Source organism: Haloarcula rubripromontorii (assembly GCF_001280425.1).
GTDB classification, from domain to species: Archaea; Halobacteriota; Halobacteria; order Halobacteriales; family Haloarculaceae; genus Haloarcula; species Haloarcula rubripromontorii.
Genome location: NZ_LIUF01000003.1, coordinates 468,525 through 483,627 on the forward strand (window position 1 = coordinate 468,525; position 15,103 = coordinate 483,627).

Annotated in this window: 12 protein-coding genes and 1 tRNA gene; 5 read left to right on the forward strand and 8 right to left on the reverse strand. The window is 56.0% G+C overall.

Features of this window, described 5'->3' with window-relative positions; all coding sequences use genetic code 11:
• Nucleotides 1-144: 144 nt before the first annotated feature.
• Together AMS69_RS11955 and AMS69_RS11960 are read right to left on the reverse strand one after the other, a co-directional pair.
• Complete coding sequence (locus tag AMS69_RS11955; protein WP_202904542.1) at nt 145-1,404, reverse strand: PGF-CTERM sorting domain-containing protein; 1,260 nt, start codon at nt 1,402-1,404, stop codon at nt 145-147.
• A 786-nt stretch (nt 1,405-2,190) separates the two neighbouring features.
• Nucleotides 2,191-2,274: transfer RNA gene (locus tag AMS69_RS11960), tRNA-Leu, on the reverse strand.
• 202 nt (nt 2,275-2,476) lie between these two features.
• Between AMS69_RS11960 and AMS69_RS11965 the strand changes: the two genes are divergently transcribed.
• Both AMS69_RS11965 and AMS69_RS11970 read left to right on the forward strand, forming a co-directional pair.
• Nucleotides 2,477-2,959 carry a DUF309 domain-containing protein gene (locus AMS69_RS11965; RefSeq protein WP_053968288.1) on the forward strand — a complete coding sequence of 161 codons (483 nt, stop codon included), beginning with the start codon at nt 2,477-2,479 and terminating at the stop codon, nt 2,957-2,959.
• Between the two features lie 45 nt (nt 2,960-3,004).
• Nucleotides 3,005-3,793 carry a succinylglutamate desuccinylase/aspartoacylase domain-containing protein gene (locus tag AMS69_RS11970; protein ID WP_053968289.1) on the forward strand — a complete coding sequence of 263 codons (789 nt, stop codon included), beginning with the start codon at nt 3,005-3,007 and terminating at the stop codon, nt 3,791-3,793.
• A gap of 250 nt (nt 3,794-4,043) precedes the next feature.
• On the opposite strand, the gene AMS69_RS11975 is transcribed toward AMS69_RS11970, so the two are convergent.
• The 3 genes from AMS69_RS11975 to AMS69_RS11985 all read right to left on the reverse strand — a co-directional run bounded on the left by AMS69_RS11975 (nt 4,044) and on the right by AMS69_RS11985 (nt 8,432).
• Nucleotides 4,044-4,952 (reverse strand): aldo/keto reductase, encoded by a 909-nt coding sequence (locus AMS69_RS11975; protein WP_077067790.1) that lies wholly within the window; start codon nt 4,950-4,952, stop codon nt 4,044-4,046.
• A 248-nt stretch (nt 4,953-5,200) separates the two neighbouring features.
• A complete protein-coding gene (locus tag AMS69_RS11980; protein WP_155119955.1) occupies nt 5,201-6,184 on the reverse strand; it encodes a hypothetical protein in 984 nt (327 codons plus the stop codon).
• A 442-nt stretch (nt 6,185-6,626) separates the two neighbouring features.
• Nucleotides 6,627-8,432, reverse strand: a complete 1,806-nt coding sequence (locus AMS69_RS11985; protein WP_053968291.1) for an ABC transporter ATP-binding protein — start codon at nt 8,430-8,432, stop codon at nt 6,627-6,629.
• A 490-nt stretch (nt 8,433-8,922) separates the two neighbouring features.
• Between AMS69_RS11985 and AMS69_RS11990 the strand changes: the two genes are divergently transcribed.
• Both AMS69_RS11990 and AMS69_RS11995 read left to right on the forward strand, forming a co-directional pair.
• Nucleotides 8,923-9,855, forward strand: coding sequence for a glycosyltransferase family 2 protein (locus AMS69_RS11990; protein WP_053968292.1), 933 nt, complete (start codon nt 8,923-8,925; stop codon nt 9,853-9,855).
• 327 nt (nt 9,856-10,182) lie between these two features.
• The gene (locus tag AMS69_RS11995; RefSeq protein ID WP_053968293.1) at nt 10,183-11,487 is read left to right on the forward strand and encodes an acetamidase/formamidase family protein; all 1,305 of its coding nucleotides are present in this window, start codon (nt 10,183-10,185) and stop codon (nt 11,485-11,487) included.
• 21 nt (nt 11,488-11,508) lie between these two features.
• On the opposite strand, the gene AMS69_RS12000 is transcribed toward AMS69_RS11995, so the two are convergent.
• Both AMS69_RS12000 and AMS69_RS20870 read right to left on the reverse strand, forming a co-directional pair.
• Nucleotides 11,509-11,769: a ubiquitin-like small modifier protein 1 gene (locus tag AMS69_RS12000; RefSeq protein WP_053968294.1), complete on the reverse strand. Its 261-nt coding sequence runs from the start codon at nt 11,767-11,769 to the stop codon at nt 11,509-11,511.
• A 138-nt stretch (nt 11,770-11,907) separates the two neighbouring features.
• The gene (locus AMS69_RS20870; protein ID WP_053968295.1) at nt 11,908-12,723 is read right to left on the reverse strand and encodes a hypothetical protein; all 816 of its coding nucleotides are present in this window, start codon (nt 12,721-12,723) and stop codon (nt 11,908-11,910) included.
• Between the two features lie 117 nt (nt 12,724-12,840).
• Between AMS69_RS20870 and AMS69_RS12010 the strand changes: the two genes are divergently transcribed.
• Nucleotides 12,841-13,407 carry a hypothetical protein gene (locus AMS69_RS12010; RefSeq protein WP_053968296.1) on the forward strand — a complete coding sequence of 189 codons (567 nt, stop codon included), beginning with the start codon at nt 12,841-12,843 and terminating at the stop codon, nt 13,405-13,407.
• A gap of 50 nt (nt 13,408-13,457) precedes the next feature.
• On the opposite strand, the gene AMS69_RS12015 is transcribed toward AMS69_RS12010, so the two are convergent.
• A complete protein-coding gene (locus AMS69_RS12015; protein WP_053968370.1) occupies nt 13,458-14,165 on the reverse strand; it encodes a hypothetical protein in 708 nt (235 codons plus the stop codon).
• Nucleotides 14,166-15,103 lie beyond the last annotated feature (938 nt).

Here is a 15,103-nt window from a genome sequence, read left to right on the forward strand (position 1 = left end):
AGACTGCTAGAAGCTCGACTGTTCGACGCCAACTGACAGCGTACCTGTTCGCGGTATCAGATCGACACTATGTCGCCGTGGGACCGAACGTGGTCAGTAACGTTCGGTGACAGAATGTGTGCCTTGTTCGGCGTACCCGATCAGTTATTCAGCTCCGTCTCCGTCGTCATCACCAGCGCTATTCGGTCCGCCAGCGTTGTCTGGGGGGCCGCCGCCGTTGCCCGGGCCTCCACCCGGACTCACTGCCACTGTCCCGGTGTCCGAATTGATGGTCCCCGTTTCATTACCAACTGCGACGTGGACGTACTGGTATGCGCCGTTTGGCCAGGAATCCAGCGTCTGTACTGTTACGTTGGCGTCAGAGTCAGCGCTGACGACCGTTACGGAAGCGTGGATAACGTCGCCGCCGGCATCTGATTCAGCTTCAGAAACCACCACGCCGAATATACCCTGTAACCCAATTGCAGGTATTGACTGGGTTCCGGAGAGATTGAGACCTGCGATACTGGTGTTGTCGCCGACTGTCGCAACACCGCTGACGTTGTCAAAGGAATTTTCTACAGTGATCTGGTCCTGACTGAAGCTCTCATTTAGCTCGCCAGATACCGTCACCGTGCTCGACTGCCGCTGAAGTTCGCCTCGCCGCACCAGCATCACTGCGTGCGTGGCGTTTTCGTCCTCCATCTCGGTGTCGACATCCAGCGTAACGTTGTCACCGGGGTTGACCGGATTCTGAGCCGGTTCGACGGTCGAAGCGTTGTCCTGTACGATCGCTTGCTCGACACCAACGACAGTCACGTTCCCGTCGACGGAGACGTTGCCGTCCGACACCGATAGCCCGTCATCGCCCTCGTTGACAGTCACCAGAACAAAGCCGTATGCGCCGCCCGATTCAGGGGTGTAGGACGCGTTGAGTTCGCCGTTCTCGTCTATCGTGCCGACGCCTTCCGCGTCATCAAGCAGTTCCGACGACGTGGTGTCCGAGTTGTTTTCGAAGACATCCCCGAGGGCCGCGGCAGAGATGTTGCTGGCGTCTACCCCTGCCGTAGTTGGTACTCGATCCAGTTTGACAGCCAGCAGTTGCGCCTCGTCGCCAGCGAGCGTCCGCGTTCCGGCACCGATCCGTGGTTCGAAGGACATGTTGATCGACTCGTTGCGCTCGTGGATCGTCACCGTCCGTTTGTTAAGCGGTAGGTTCCCGGTTGCAGCCGATTCGACGTTGATGAACGTTCGCGGTGCCACTATCGTGGTCGGCCCTTCTGACGTCGTTCGGAGCGTGAGTGGGGACCGTTCCCACACGTCGACGTTTTCGGTTACCGAGATCGACTGACTCTCTGCGACAGGGGTTGCCCCGACAGTGGACATCACTGATAACGGACCAGCGAGCACGAGTGCGACTGCCATCACAAAGACGACAGCCGGCTTTACTATTGGCGTTTTTACCATTACTGAAACATTACTGAAGGCTTTGGTATATTTCTTGTGCAATGACACTATCTGGACACCTTTAGAAAGGCTCTGGGCGCAGATCGTGAACAAAATGGGATTAAATTGACTGTCTTTCTTTAATTATTTCTTCTTGATAAATATTGGGCGGTAAAATGATAACTAACCGATGGTAAACAGTCTATATAACAGCATCGTAGCTGTAACCTGTGTTCGCTGTTATGATTACTGAACTGATTTGGTACAATTCGGCACCGCCATAGCTTTACTGAGCAGGCACGACAGGCTGTTTATCGAGGACTGCCCAGATACGTAGCGACACAGTACCACCCCATCCCGTCAAGGACCCGAGGGCACGACATCGGTACGGTTTGCTGGCGAATTATCACATTGTAAACGCCGTCAGACGCCAGTCAGGACGAACGCACAGCGGAACCAGAGTACAGCGGTCCGCATCGCGGATACACATCTCTGCCACATCGGGTCGGAGAATTGCGAGGGAAGATCGCTCCGTGCGAGTCTTCCAGCACCGATCGGCGTTCGTCTTTGCCGCGAGACACCACCGGGGTCGGCGGCGTACTCGCGACCGTGACGATGGCCGCTCACTGTTTGCGAGGGACCGTGACGGTCCAACAGTGCGAGGGAAGGGATTTGAACTACGCGAAGGCGAGTAACCGCCCGCCTTCTCTCGTTCAAACTCTTCCGTCTGCATCCTTCGGCGCCGCGTTATGCGGCCCTATACGATGCGAGGGAAGGGATTTGAACCCTTGGACCCCTACGGGAGCGGATCTTGAGTCCGCCGCCGTTTCCTGGCTTGGCTACCCTCGCACGCGTATTGCATTACGGTACACACGGTGGTGCGGTATAAATGTCGTACGGAAGCGATTCGGGTCCAGACGATAGTGACAATTGAATTTACGGACCTGCTGAGCGCGGGTGCTGTCGCGCGAGCAGGTGTACACCGCGTTCCGGCACCTACTGTAACCGACAGAACCGGTGGTTTGACCCACCCTGAACCAGTAGTGTAGGCATGGACGACCACACGCGTGACCCGACCGTCGAGGCTCCCGACGGGAACCCATCGGGATGGCGAACCGACGGCCAGTGGGAACACGAGACGCTCAGACGGGCCGTGGTCCACGGCGTCCGCCTGTACAACTCCGGGGAGTTCCACGAATCACACGACTGCTTCGAGGACGAGTGGTACAACTATGGCCGTGGGAGCACGGAGAGCAAATTCCTCCACGGGATGGTGCAGGTCGCCGCCGGCGCGTACAAGCACTTCGACTTCGAGGACGACGACGGAATGCGGTCGCTGTTTCGCACGTCGCTGCAGTACTTCCGTGGCGTCCCCAACGACTTCTACGGCGTCGATTTACTGGACGTGCGCACCACAGTAACGAACGCACTGTCGGACCCGTCGGCACTCCATGGGTGGCAGATCCGTCTCGACGGCGAGTACCCGACGTGTCGCCCGGAGGACATCGAGTTCGCGGAGTCGCTCGAACACTGACTGAATCCGGATAACTCTAAAGGCTGGAAGTGTTAGCACGGGTAGATGCGAATCGAGCAACTGGGAGACGGGGATCCTGAGGTGGCCGTCGTGGGGAGCATCCACGGCGACGAACCGTGCGGCCGGGACGGGATTGAAGCCGTCCTTGCCGACCCGCCTGCGGTCGAGCGACCTGTCAAGTTTATTATCGCGAACGAAGCCGCCCTCGAGGCAAACAAGCGATATCTCGATACCGACCTCAACCGCTCGTTCCCCGGCGACGCTGACAGCGAATCTCGCGAAACACGGTTAGCCGCGGCCATTGCGTCTGAACTCCGTGACTGCACTGTACTTTCGTTGCACTCGACGCAGTCCTACGACGGGATGTTCGCCCTCGTCGACGAGCTCACGCCGGAGATGGAAGCCCTCTGTAGTGTGCTTTCTGTAGACGCCGTCGTACAGACAAAGGGCGCAAACGAGGGGCGAATGATCGCAACAGTGGACTCTGTTCTCGAAGTCGAGTGTGGCTATCAGGGCTCTCCTGAAGCCGCCGAGAACGCAGCGCAGGTCATCCGGGAGTTCCTCGCCGCGACCGGCGTTACCGCTGAGTCCCCCCCGCAGCGAGAGACGTCACTGCCAGTGTTCCAGCTCGGCGAGCCGATTCCGAAGGCAGCGGCCGAGCAGTACGAAGTGTTCGTCAGGAACTTCGAGCCGGTGCCCGAAGGCGACCCTGTGGCAGCAGCCGACGACGAAACCGTCGTCGCGGAGGAGCCCTTCCACCCGGTATTGCTCTCAGCCTACGGCTACGAGGACGTGTTCGGCTTCACCGCGGACCGAATCGGGATGCTAGACTGAGACGATCTATTGTTGGCCCGCTAATTTAGACGGCAAGCGCCCTTCTGAAAACTGAAGAGAACCGCACGTTGATTTCCGGGAGCAGTTGTCAAACGCTCTGGTCGAGGTGTTCAGTGGAGAACGGTACTTTTCTCGATACAAGTAGTATACTGGTGGAGCCCGCGGGCCGATATAGAAGAAACAGCCAACGCGCTCAAAACACTCTTGCCCCTCAATTGTCGACCGACCATTCAATGGCTTGGAAAGAAGTTCATGCAATCCGATTATAGAGACTGTCCGGTACGAAATTTCCAAGTACACTGCGAGCCTCGTATATCGACCCGCCTTCGCGGTTTTCTCGGTACCAGAACGGAGGCTTGAGTTCCCTGATCCGCTGCATGTCTCGGTCAGTGAGTTCGAAATCAAAAACCTCAAGATTCGCTTCTATGTGTTTCGGCGTCACCGCCTTCGGAATCGTGACAACGTTCTCTTGTTGTATTAGCCACCTGATCGACACCTGTGCCGCCGATTTGCCGTACCGATCTCCAATCGAGCGCAGGACGTCGTCTTCAACCACTCGCCCCTCTGCAAGCGGACTGTACGCGGTAACTGTAATATTGTTATTCTGACAGAATCTGACAAGTTCCTCGTTACCCCAGTAAGGATGGTATTCAATCTGATTCGTCGCAATAGGAGCGTCCGAAAGCCGCATCGCTCGTTTGAGCTCCTTGATAGAAAAGTTACTCACCCCGATCTGATTGACCAACCCCTCATCGACAAGTGTGTTGAGCGCGTTGAATGTCTCTTCCATATCAGCCAGCGGGTTCCACCAGTGGACCAATAGCAGATCCAAATACTCCGTTCCAAGCCGTTCGAGACACCCCTTCGCCGCCTGTATCAAGCGGTCATACTCGACCATTTCGGGATATCCCTTGATTTTCGTCGTCAGGAAGAGGTTTTCGCGGTCAACGCTGGATTGTTCGATTGCACGACCGACGGCCGCTTCGTTTTCGTAGGCCATCGCAGTGTCGATATGCGTGTACCCACAATCAAGCGCATCACTAACCGCGTTGTAGCACTCGTACCCTCCAGTTCGGTAGGTGCCGAACCCGAGAGTAGGGACCGTGGTCGTACCATTCTGCTCGGTTGCCATGTCGGATGACTGCTGTGGTCGTTTCATTTTCCTCGGATTTATCTGCTACAATCATGATGATAGAATGGGGCCTGTATTGGTATGAGCTTTATAATTCAACATAGTTAGATATATTCTGAATAAGCGACAAACTATTTATATGATTCTTCTCCAATAATTTACAGCTCTGTGCCACGAAATAGTAATCTGAGTGGCATAGAGGCGATCCAGACGGCTCGTTACAGTTGGCACTGAAACCAGATTCGCACACGGACAAGCTGGCGACCGTTTCAAGATTACGAATGATATCCAAGGTCAGACAACCGGTCGCGGATCTCAGTAGAGCCGTGTTCAACGCCGGATTCAACCGGTCTGTCCGACTGAATTTGTATCCGCTCATCGGCATCGAAACTCAACCACGGTACTTCGATGAGTTCTGGCACACGGAGTTCTCCGGGATGCCCGTATTCTCGTACGGGGAACGGCCACAACCAGTCTGCGACCAGGTTCCCGTGGTCTGACGTGACTACTGTTTTGCCATCAACAGTGTCAAGCAACTCTCGAAGATGTGGGAACAGCAGTGTGAGGTTTTCCCGATACGCTTCCCAGACACGCTGTTTTGAGACATCTCCATCTCTCAGTCGTTCCCAGATTTTCTTTTCAGTAGTCGCTGAACTACCAGCCTCGGCCCCTTTCGCTTTGTCGCGACCTTTCATTCCAGAGTCAACCAGTTCTCTGCCTGCTGGACCGATGAATGGATGATGTGGTTGAATAAAGTGTGCGAGTATCCGCTTGTTCTGATACGTCTTTCTGGCCTCTTTAACAGCGGCTACCATGTCTTCTGGTGGGACTGTCCCGATGTCTTCGTCCCACGCTGTTTCCCAGACGTTGATGACAGAATGAAAGACAGTGTCGAGTTCAACGTTACACCACTCGTCGATCGAGTGCATCGGATTGGCGGTTACGTACACTGTGTCGTAATAGCGTCCCTCAGAGAAGTGAGCCTCTAAGAAACCGGGTGTACTAGACGCCTGGGACAACCGCCGTTTCAATCGCCCCCCAAAAGGGTGTAGATCCGCAAACATATCGTATCGACAGGCATCAAGAAGATAGCAATTGTCCCAGTCCTCGCTCATCAAATCAAAGCCATTCGGTGAAACCGTATCGAAATAATTGCTCAGGATACCGTCAAAAATCCCATCATTTGTATATTGATATTGGGAGGCAACCAATCGGTTGGACTTCCAGATGTCCGGTATGTACCTCTGCAGTTTGGTCATGGTAGTAGACACATCTCGACATCACTTAGCGATACGCTGCCTAACTGGAGGTAGAGAGTTTCTACCAGTGTTGTATAGATGACGCGGGTATGCTGCTGTGATTTTTTCAAAAGTCAGAATCAGTGTTAGTCTCGATGGCTGACCCCGTCTTGCAGACCAGGAGTTCCCACTGTTCATTTTCCGGATTGTCCACAAGTGCTGAGCCAGCAACTTGCGATTGGAAGGTGTGTTCGTAGTTCCTGAGAGGGGATTCTGAATGGCCCGTCTCTTGAATCGAGATCAACCGGTGGAATCTGTTCTGCGTCTCATCGCAGTCGATACTTGGCACTTCTACGAAGCGATACCAGTGAGTAGCTTCAGCACACAAAGTGACACCAGCATAGAAAGTCACCAGCGATGGCTTTCTTGACCTATAGATGCGGTAATACTGGAGACAGTCCAGTCACCCACCTGACTGTATCGCATACAGTTCAGCGTATTTCCCTTCACTTTCAACCAGCTCGTCGTGACCGCCACACTCAGAAATCCATCCGTCTTCCATCGTGTAGATCCGGTCTGCGTTCTCGACAGTCGAAAGACGATGGGCGATAGCGATAATTGCATAATCCCGCTCCATCGCTTCGATAGCCGCCTGCACTTCCTTCTCAAGATTCGAATCGAGGTCGCTCGTTGCTTCGTCCAGAATTAACAGGTCCGCGTCTTTCAGAATCGCTCGCGCAAGAGCGACGCGCTGTTTCTGCCCACCCGACAGGCGGACACCGTCGTCACCGAGTTGCGAATCGAGTCCGTTCGGGAGTTCCGTAATGAACTGGTCCACCTTCGCGATTTCGCAAGCCCGTTTGATCTCAGCGTCCGTCGCATCCCGATTGCCGACGGTGAGGTTATGTCGAAGCGTGTCGTTGAACATATACGGGTTCTGTCGGACTATCGAGATCCGGTCGCGCCACTCGCTGATATCCATTTGGCCGATTGGGTGCCCATTCGCGCGTATCTGACCGCTGTCTGGCTCGTAGTAGCGGGCCAACAGCGAGACTATTGTCGACTTCCCGGCACCGGACTGCCCAACGAAGGCGACGAACTCGCCTTTCTTGAGTTCGAAATCGACCCCCTGAAGAACGACCTCGTCGTCGGTATATGAGAAGGTGACATCGTCGAACCCGATTGTTTCGACTTCCTCCGGAGTCGGTTGCTCCCCGCTGTCCGGTTCCTCCCACTCTTCGAGATCCCGCATGAATGACTGTGTCCGAACCAGATGGGGCAGGTTCTCTTCGACCTTGTAGAACCGCTTGTTAATCCCGCTTGCTTTGGGCCCGAGCTGAAACATGAGAAACAAGAACAGACCGAGTTCGCCGAACGAGAGATTGGTAAATGTCAGAGCCACGTAGATAAGTGCGAAGATGAGTACGGAGACGACGAGATTCTGTGACTTCTTGATCGCTGCCCGGTTCCTTCGGTTCGCGACTTTCGAACGCGTGTACTCTTCTAGAGCTTCCTCGTACTCGCCATAGATTTCGGTTTCGAGATTAAACACCCGGATGTCTCGAATTCCAATCATGCCGGCCTGAACCACTTGTTGCATCCGCTCGTTTGCCGCTGCAACCCGATCTCCCAGATCGTACCCCGAGCCGATGAGATGCCGCAGGCCGAATCCCACGCCACCGATGATAACAATAGCAAATGCGGTGAGTTGCGGTGATATCCACGTTGCGAGAGCGAGATAGGCAACAGTGAGTAGTAGCAGATCGAATAGCTTCACGAACCGCTTGATGACTTTCGAGGCTGCTTTCGACTCGGTGACGATCGCGTTCAAGATGTTGTCTGAGCCCTTTCGGTCAAGAAATTCCATCTCCGTCTCCAGAGCGCTATCGAAGAGGTTCTCGCGGATGTGTCGCTCGTAGGAAAGCTGGAGGACATCGCGTAACCACGTGAGGAGAAACGACGATGTATAGCGCAGACAGGTCGCTAGCGCGACGCCGCCAATGACGTACTCGATCGTGAACGGAATCCCCAGTGTCTGATAAACGGTGAAGAAAATGCCGGCTATGCCATCAGCCTGTGTTACCGGTTCTGATGACTGCATGAGTTCGATGATAGGGATAATAAAGGTCAGTCCGACGCCTTCTAGTACGGCCGTTACCAGACCAAGCCCGACGATCATGACAGTGAATTTTGGGGCATATCGGGCCGCATAGAGAAGCGCATCAAGTTTCTCCCGCCGCGAAATGGCGTCTGAGTTTCTGTCGCTCATATTTTAGTTGTCATCCTCGGGACCGTCGGAACAGACTATGCCATCTTCGGGTACAGCGGTTCGGCCAGTACACGCCACCGATTGCCGTCTACACATTGCTATAGCGAAAAGGTCGATATGCGTCCCTTGTTATAGGCTTACTACTGTATTTTCGGCTGTAAGGCAGGACAGTTCCACTAGCAGCGGTTCTACGTATGGGTTTGTATAATCAGTGAGTGACTGTAATGGAGAGTACTCGTTCTTAAGCGGAGATTCCGAAGGGAGTACTGGAAAAATGGATTTGCGCGCCGTGGTCACGGTGCCCTCTGAGTATCTCTGCGTCTGTATCGAGTACTCGTAGCGGAGAGGTGAAGATCAGCGGCAAAGGCACGACCAGACTTTCAGAGTCAGCCGATCGGGTGTGCCAGTATCAGACAGGAGCGCTGTAACGTATCTTCCAGTGTCTGTATACACCTCTTAACAAAAAATATTCACTCAGAACGCACTTCACATGGGCAGAAAAATATCGGTGATTATCCCCACTCACTACCGAAATGACCTCCTCCCCACTGCGATTGAAAGCGTGGCCAAACAGGATTACGAACCCGTCGAGCTGATCGTAGTTGATGACTCGGGCGAGGGGTACGCCGAACCGGTGCTTTCAGAGTACGACGAAGTGATCGACAAGCCGATAATAAAAGAGGAGAATGAGGGGTGGCAGGCAGCCTATACGACTGGGATCGAGCGGTCGACCGGCGAGTACATCCAGTTTCTAGACGACGACGACTACCTCTACGAGACGAAACTGAGAAAAACAGCGAACGTTCTCGAACAGAACCCGGAAGTCGGTGTTTCGTACTGCGGCGTAGTCCGCGGTGATGAGGGGGATTTTTACCCGAAACAGGAGGTGTCCGGCCATTTTCTGGAATCAGCGCTCCGGTTTCAGACGTTTCCCATGTGGACAGGCTCGATGTTGATGGAACGAGATGTACTGTGTGATTGCCTACCAATGGCTGGGATGGGTGAGGAGGACGACTTAGACATCGAACTGGGTGACACAGACCTCAAAATAGAACTCGCGAAGCGGACGAAAGCCGGCTACGTCGACGAGTGTCTGACGTTCTATCGTCAAGAAGGAAACAAATTATGGACCGGGAAACGGAGATTTAAAAAAATACTACAGAATATACGTCATCAAAAGGACATATACGATCAGTATCCAGAAATCCGTCGAGACCTCCTTGCAGAGTGGTACGAGCGTCAGGGACGGAACTGGCTTAACGAACAGATCTGGTCAGCGCGAGCGATACACTGTTTTATTAAATCTGCCTACTATGAGCGGAAGCGAAAGTTCCCGAGGATAGTCGAGACGCTGGCCGCGATCCTCGGACGACCTGGTGTAATGTCCGCGGTGCGCGTGAAGCGAACCTTGCTTGACGGGTGATAAACAGAGATCCAACGACCGAGCCTATTCGCCCGACGGTTCGTCTGCAAACGTGAGGCGATCTAATGTAGTCGCAACACGGATGAACGCTGCCGGTGGCTTTGACCACATCCTACGCAACGGTTGGGATATCACTCTGCTGTATGGCCGCGGTACAATCTCTCACGTGTCGTTTGGAACCGTTCGTTGGTACTGTTGGACAATCAGAGGCAAGGACATCAGTCACGAGTCTCCGCGTTGCACCCGAGAGCTTCGTCGGGGCGGCGCACAGTGATGACTCGGGTCTACACCATGATTTATTCTCATATAGACCGTGCTTGAGAATGTATGTCAGAGCAAATCCAGCAAGAACTCGATGTCGACCGGTTTACACTGGGGCTCGTTGGGCCGGATCAGGAATGGGCGGGCACGGTCGCCGATGGCGGGACCGTTCGCACACACACGCCCCCGGCGTGCTGGGGGCCGATGATCACCCCCGAGTTCCGCGGCGGCCACGAGGTAACGCGACCGATCCGAGTCGAGAACGCCGAACCCGGCGACGCGCTCGTCGTCCAGATCAAGGACGTCGAGGTGACGAGTGTCGCGACAAGCACGGGCAGCATGGCCGAACGCGAGGACGCATTCGGAAGCGACCCGTTCGTCGACCACCGGTGTCCGGAGTGTGGGACCGAGTGGCCCGACAGCGTCGTCGAGGGCACCGGCGAAGACGCGATTCGATGTGCGGAATGTGGGGCCAACGCTTCGTCCTTTGGCTTCGAGTTCGGCTACACCGTTGCCTTCGACGAGGACCGCTCCGTGGGGCTCACGGTCGGCCCCGATGGTGCCGCAGACCTCGCAGAGCGCGCCGACGAGGCGATGGCACTGCCCGAGAACTCCCGGCAACACCCGATTCTGCTGTACAAGCCCGACGAAATCCCGGGAACACTCGGACACCTCCGGCCGTTCATCGGGAACATCGGGACGACGCCGTCGGTTGCGTTCCCCGATTCACACAATGCCGGTGACTTCGGCCAGTTCCTCATCGGGGCCGACCACGACTGGGGCCTCGCCGACGAAGCGGCACTGGACGCCCGCACGGACGGCCATCTAGACTCGAACGACGTCCGCCCGGGTGCGACGCTCATCTGTCCCGTCGAGATCGACGGTGCGGGCCTGTACGTCGGTGACCTACACGCCAACCAGGGCGACGGCGAGCTTTCGCTTCACACGACTGACGTGAGCGGCCGGACCGAACTCGAAGTGAGCGTCATCAAAGACCTCGACATTGACGGTCCGCTCCTGCTCCCGAACGAGTCGGACCTGCCGGATATCGCCAAGCCGTACACCGACGCCGAGCGGGAGGCGGGTGAGGCTCTCGCCGCCGAACACCACGTCGACGACGTCGTCGATGCAGCGCCGCTCCAGATCATCGGGTCCGGGGCTACGATCAACGACGCAACCGAGAACGCGTTCGCACGGGCTGGGACCCTCTTCGATATGTCAGAGGGAGAGGTCCGAGCGAGATGTACGTTCACCGGCGGTGTCGAGATCGCTCGACTGCCCGGCGTCGTGCAGCTCTCGATGCTCGCCCCGATGGACCTCCTCGAAGAACAGGGACTGGCCGATACCGTCCGCGAACAGTACGACCGCTAGCAGCACAGCGCCCGTTCGTGTTCACCCGCCGCGCATCGCGGGAAAAATCTCGACTGACGCTCCGGGCGGCACTCGGTCCGAATACTCAGCGTTGTCGCCGTCGATCATCACACGGACGCTTGGTCTGAGTTCGCCGGCCTCATCGACCAGTTGGGACTCCGTACGCGGATACGCGTCTACGAGGGCCGCAATTACAGCGCCCACCGTGTCGCCGTCTACCGGAACTTCGACTGTCTTCGATCCCGTCGCCGCCCGAAGCGGCCCGTACACAGTCACATCCACACTGCTCAGTCACATCCCAGCCCTCAAAAAGACACGGCCCCCTCTGGAAATCGCTGCCGGATAGGACCTGATTCACCGGAAGCGAGTGTCACGGACAGGTTCGGAGCTGCGGGCACAGCCAGTGGTGGGGACAGGGTGTCAGATAACGACCGTGGTGTCAGTGAGAAATTTTCGCTTCGCTCGTCTGGCCTCTGGCCCCTCTGACACGAGACCAGGTTCCGAGGCGGTGTCATCAAACCGGTTCGGATCCGGCGAGACGGGTTCGAGTATCTCAGTGAATGTTGCACCCTGTCTGCCAGTGATATGGACGAACCCGCCACGTCGGCGCTGCGCAAACGGCGTCGTCTCTGGATCCGGGAATGCGTCCCGAATACAGCTGACGTTCTCGCGGAGGTACTCCGAAGCGTCGTACTGAGAATACTGACAGTCGGCGTAGAGCTGTTCTGCGTTCCGCTCGTTGAGGTCAGCCTCGACGTGCTTGGATGACTCGTACCGCACACCTGCAGCGGAAATGTCGCCAGTGAGAAAGCTAAGGTTGACAGTGAAACACTCCGGATACCGGAGAACCAGTAAAAAGAATATCTGCTCGTCAACAGTGTAGCGTTCCTGCAAGCGATAATAACACTCCAAGTAATACGCCGCGAGCGCCCCGATCCAGTCGTCACGCTCGCCGTCGAGATACGCAGTTGCGACTTCATAGTAGTCCTCGCCAGCGACCTGCTGTAAGCGGTGCTCGAAGCTCTGTCTCATCTCGTCCAGTTCGTCCTCGTACACTTCGGTCAGGGGCACGTCCGGGTCATCGAGTAACTCGCTCTTTCGCTCGCCGGCCGCCGCAATTCGCATCATATTCTCGTGTACGGATCGCTCCGCCTCCACATCTGGGAGCGGGACTCGAACGGCCTGTTGGCGAAGAGTCTCCGAGCCGGACTCCATACGCTCACGCCAGTCAGTCATGGATATGTGTCTGGTTGCTCCCAAGTATTAATCATTTGTAGATGACCCAAAGTTGCAACGGCTGACAAGCACCCAGAAGACGTTTACAGGCTGAGTAGAAACTACAGGGACGCTACTATGCCCTCCAAGCAAGCCATCAGTAGCCTCGGGAGTCTACTCGCCGTACTCGGACTCTCCGGGGTCGCAACAGCACAGTCTACGGCCCCAGGTGGCGTCGGTGATCCGGCCTTCAACGTCGTCATCCGGTTCGGTGTCGGGTTCGTCATTCTCGCGGTGTTGGGCGCCGCAGCCGCCGCTATCGGCCCGACGTACACGACGAACGCCGTACGAGAGATTCAGAACGACCTCGGCGGTGCAATCGGGTGGGGTGTTCTCGTCGGCATTCTGCTCCCCATCGGACTGGTGCTGCTCGCACTGACCGTCATCGGCGCACTGATCTCGATCCCGGGACTGCTTCTCATCGGCGTCCTCGGTATCATCGGTACCGGCATTACTGCCGCGTGGGTCGGTAACTCAGTTGTCGGAGATGACGGGACCGTGAGCGCTACGGACGGCATCGCTGGCGGACTATTACTGGCCGTCCCGTTCGCCATTCCTGTTGTCGGTGGCCTTCTCCTTAACCTCATCACGCTCGTCGGTCTGGGCGTGGTCGGACAGGACCTGTACGAAAGTTGGTCGGACTGAGCGGTCAATCATCCCCGGTTTACCTGACAGCAGTGGTGTCCTCAAGTGGGTCAGCTAGCCCCCGGACACCCGAGTTCGTACGGGTCGTCGGATACCTCCGACGGGATCGAGATCGCAGTCGGTTCACCGTAACCGCTGTACTGGGCGGTAATCGTCGCGGTTGCGGTCGCGCCGCGCTGTGAGATTTTGATGGTAAGTTCCGACTGTACGGGGCGGTTCGTATCCGGGTCAAGCCACAGTCGCGCCGTCGCGTTCTCAAGCGAGCCGCGGTCCAGCGCCACGTCGCCAGCCTGTCGACGATCCATCAATGACTCGATGGTGTCAGCGCTCGGGGACGCCGTGACGAGAACGGTCCGATTGCCGTCAAGCGTCGCGTTGCCCCGCCAGTAGACGTTCGAGCGTTCAAAAAGCAGCACTTGCCGGTGGAGCGGTGTCGCGGTCGCCCACGGTTCGGAGCGAGAGACGTTCTCGACAGCGTAGCCGCCCCAGGGGTCCTGACAGCCCTGGTACGCCCTGTAGCCGTCGACGTAGGACTTGACTGTCTGGTCTTGCATCCGTGTCGTCGCCTGCATCCGTTTCGCGGAGACGTTCACCGCACCGCTTCCATCGACGCTCAGCGTTCGCGACTGGTCGCCATCCGACGCAGTCACCTGCATGTCCATTTTGAATCGGTACGCTTCGACTGGGGCTATCGAACGACTCGCCTCCTCGACAGCCGCGACAGCTCGCTCGTCGCTCGGCGGCGGGCTATCACCCATGAATGTACCACACCCGGCGAGGAGGGACACGAAGCACACAGCGAGGAGCAATCGTCGCATACGCTATGTTTGTTCACCCTCGTTTCAAAAACGTCGCGGGTCTGACTTATCACAGGACAATCGCTACAAATCGGCCCATTCTCGATAGGACAACCGTGGGATAATCCCCGGTAGAATGGACCAACTCGTCTCTGGTAGTCCTTAGCTTCCCATCGCCGAGCACGACAGATTGGCAAGCGAACAGTAACAATCCAGAGCTGGAGCAGTCGGGGCTCTCCGTTGGAAACTGAAATCGATTTCACAAAACATATTCTAATTTCTACTATTTCTAAGGTTAGTTCGAATCGCAAGACATCGACCAAGGTTAGAAATCCGACTATGTCCTAACTATAATAGAAAATATATATTTCGCAGTTCTCGGTGTGTCAAAACTGGCTTCGACAAAGGCTCTGTCATCCGATATCAGAAGTTTTGGTCGTTCAGCTCCGATATCTGCCGACTGGTCAGTCCACCGGTTTAGCTAGGTTCGACAGCGGCCACGCACGTTCTTTCGGTGGGAGGCATCTGGGTTGGACACCCGGAAATCGACAAAGGACGGCGTTCGGTTGGTTTGTGGGTTTCAATCTCTCGCCTCTATCCTTGACACTATGTTTCCCGTCAGGTTACGAGACCACTCCTACAGTATCCTAAGATTTCGACTGCGTCGAGTAGTAGTCACTGCTGAGGAACAGCTTGCCCAGTAAGACATTACAGCGAAACACGTAGCAAATTCTCATAATCGGGTTCAAAGGCCGCAAGAAACGTTCTATACTCTGTTCCGTTCAGGCTATGACGAATCCCATCGAAACACAGAATCCCGACATCAAAGCCGTAAGCACGGCTGAAATGCGGAATACAGAAACCAAGATCGTCCCTCAACCTGCCTGAATCGGCCGTCA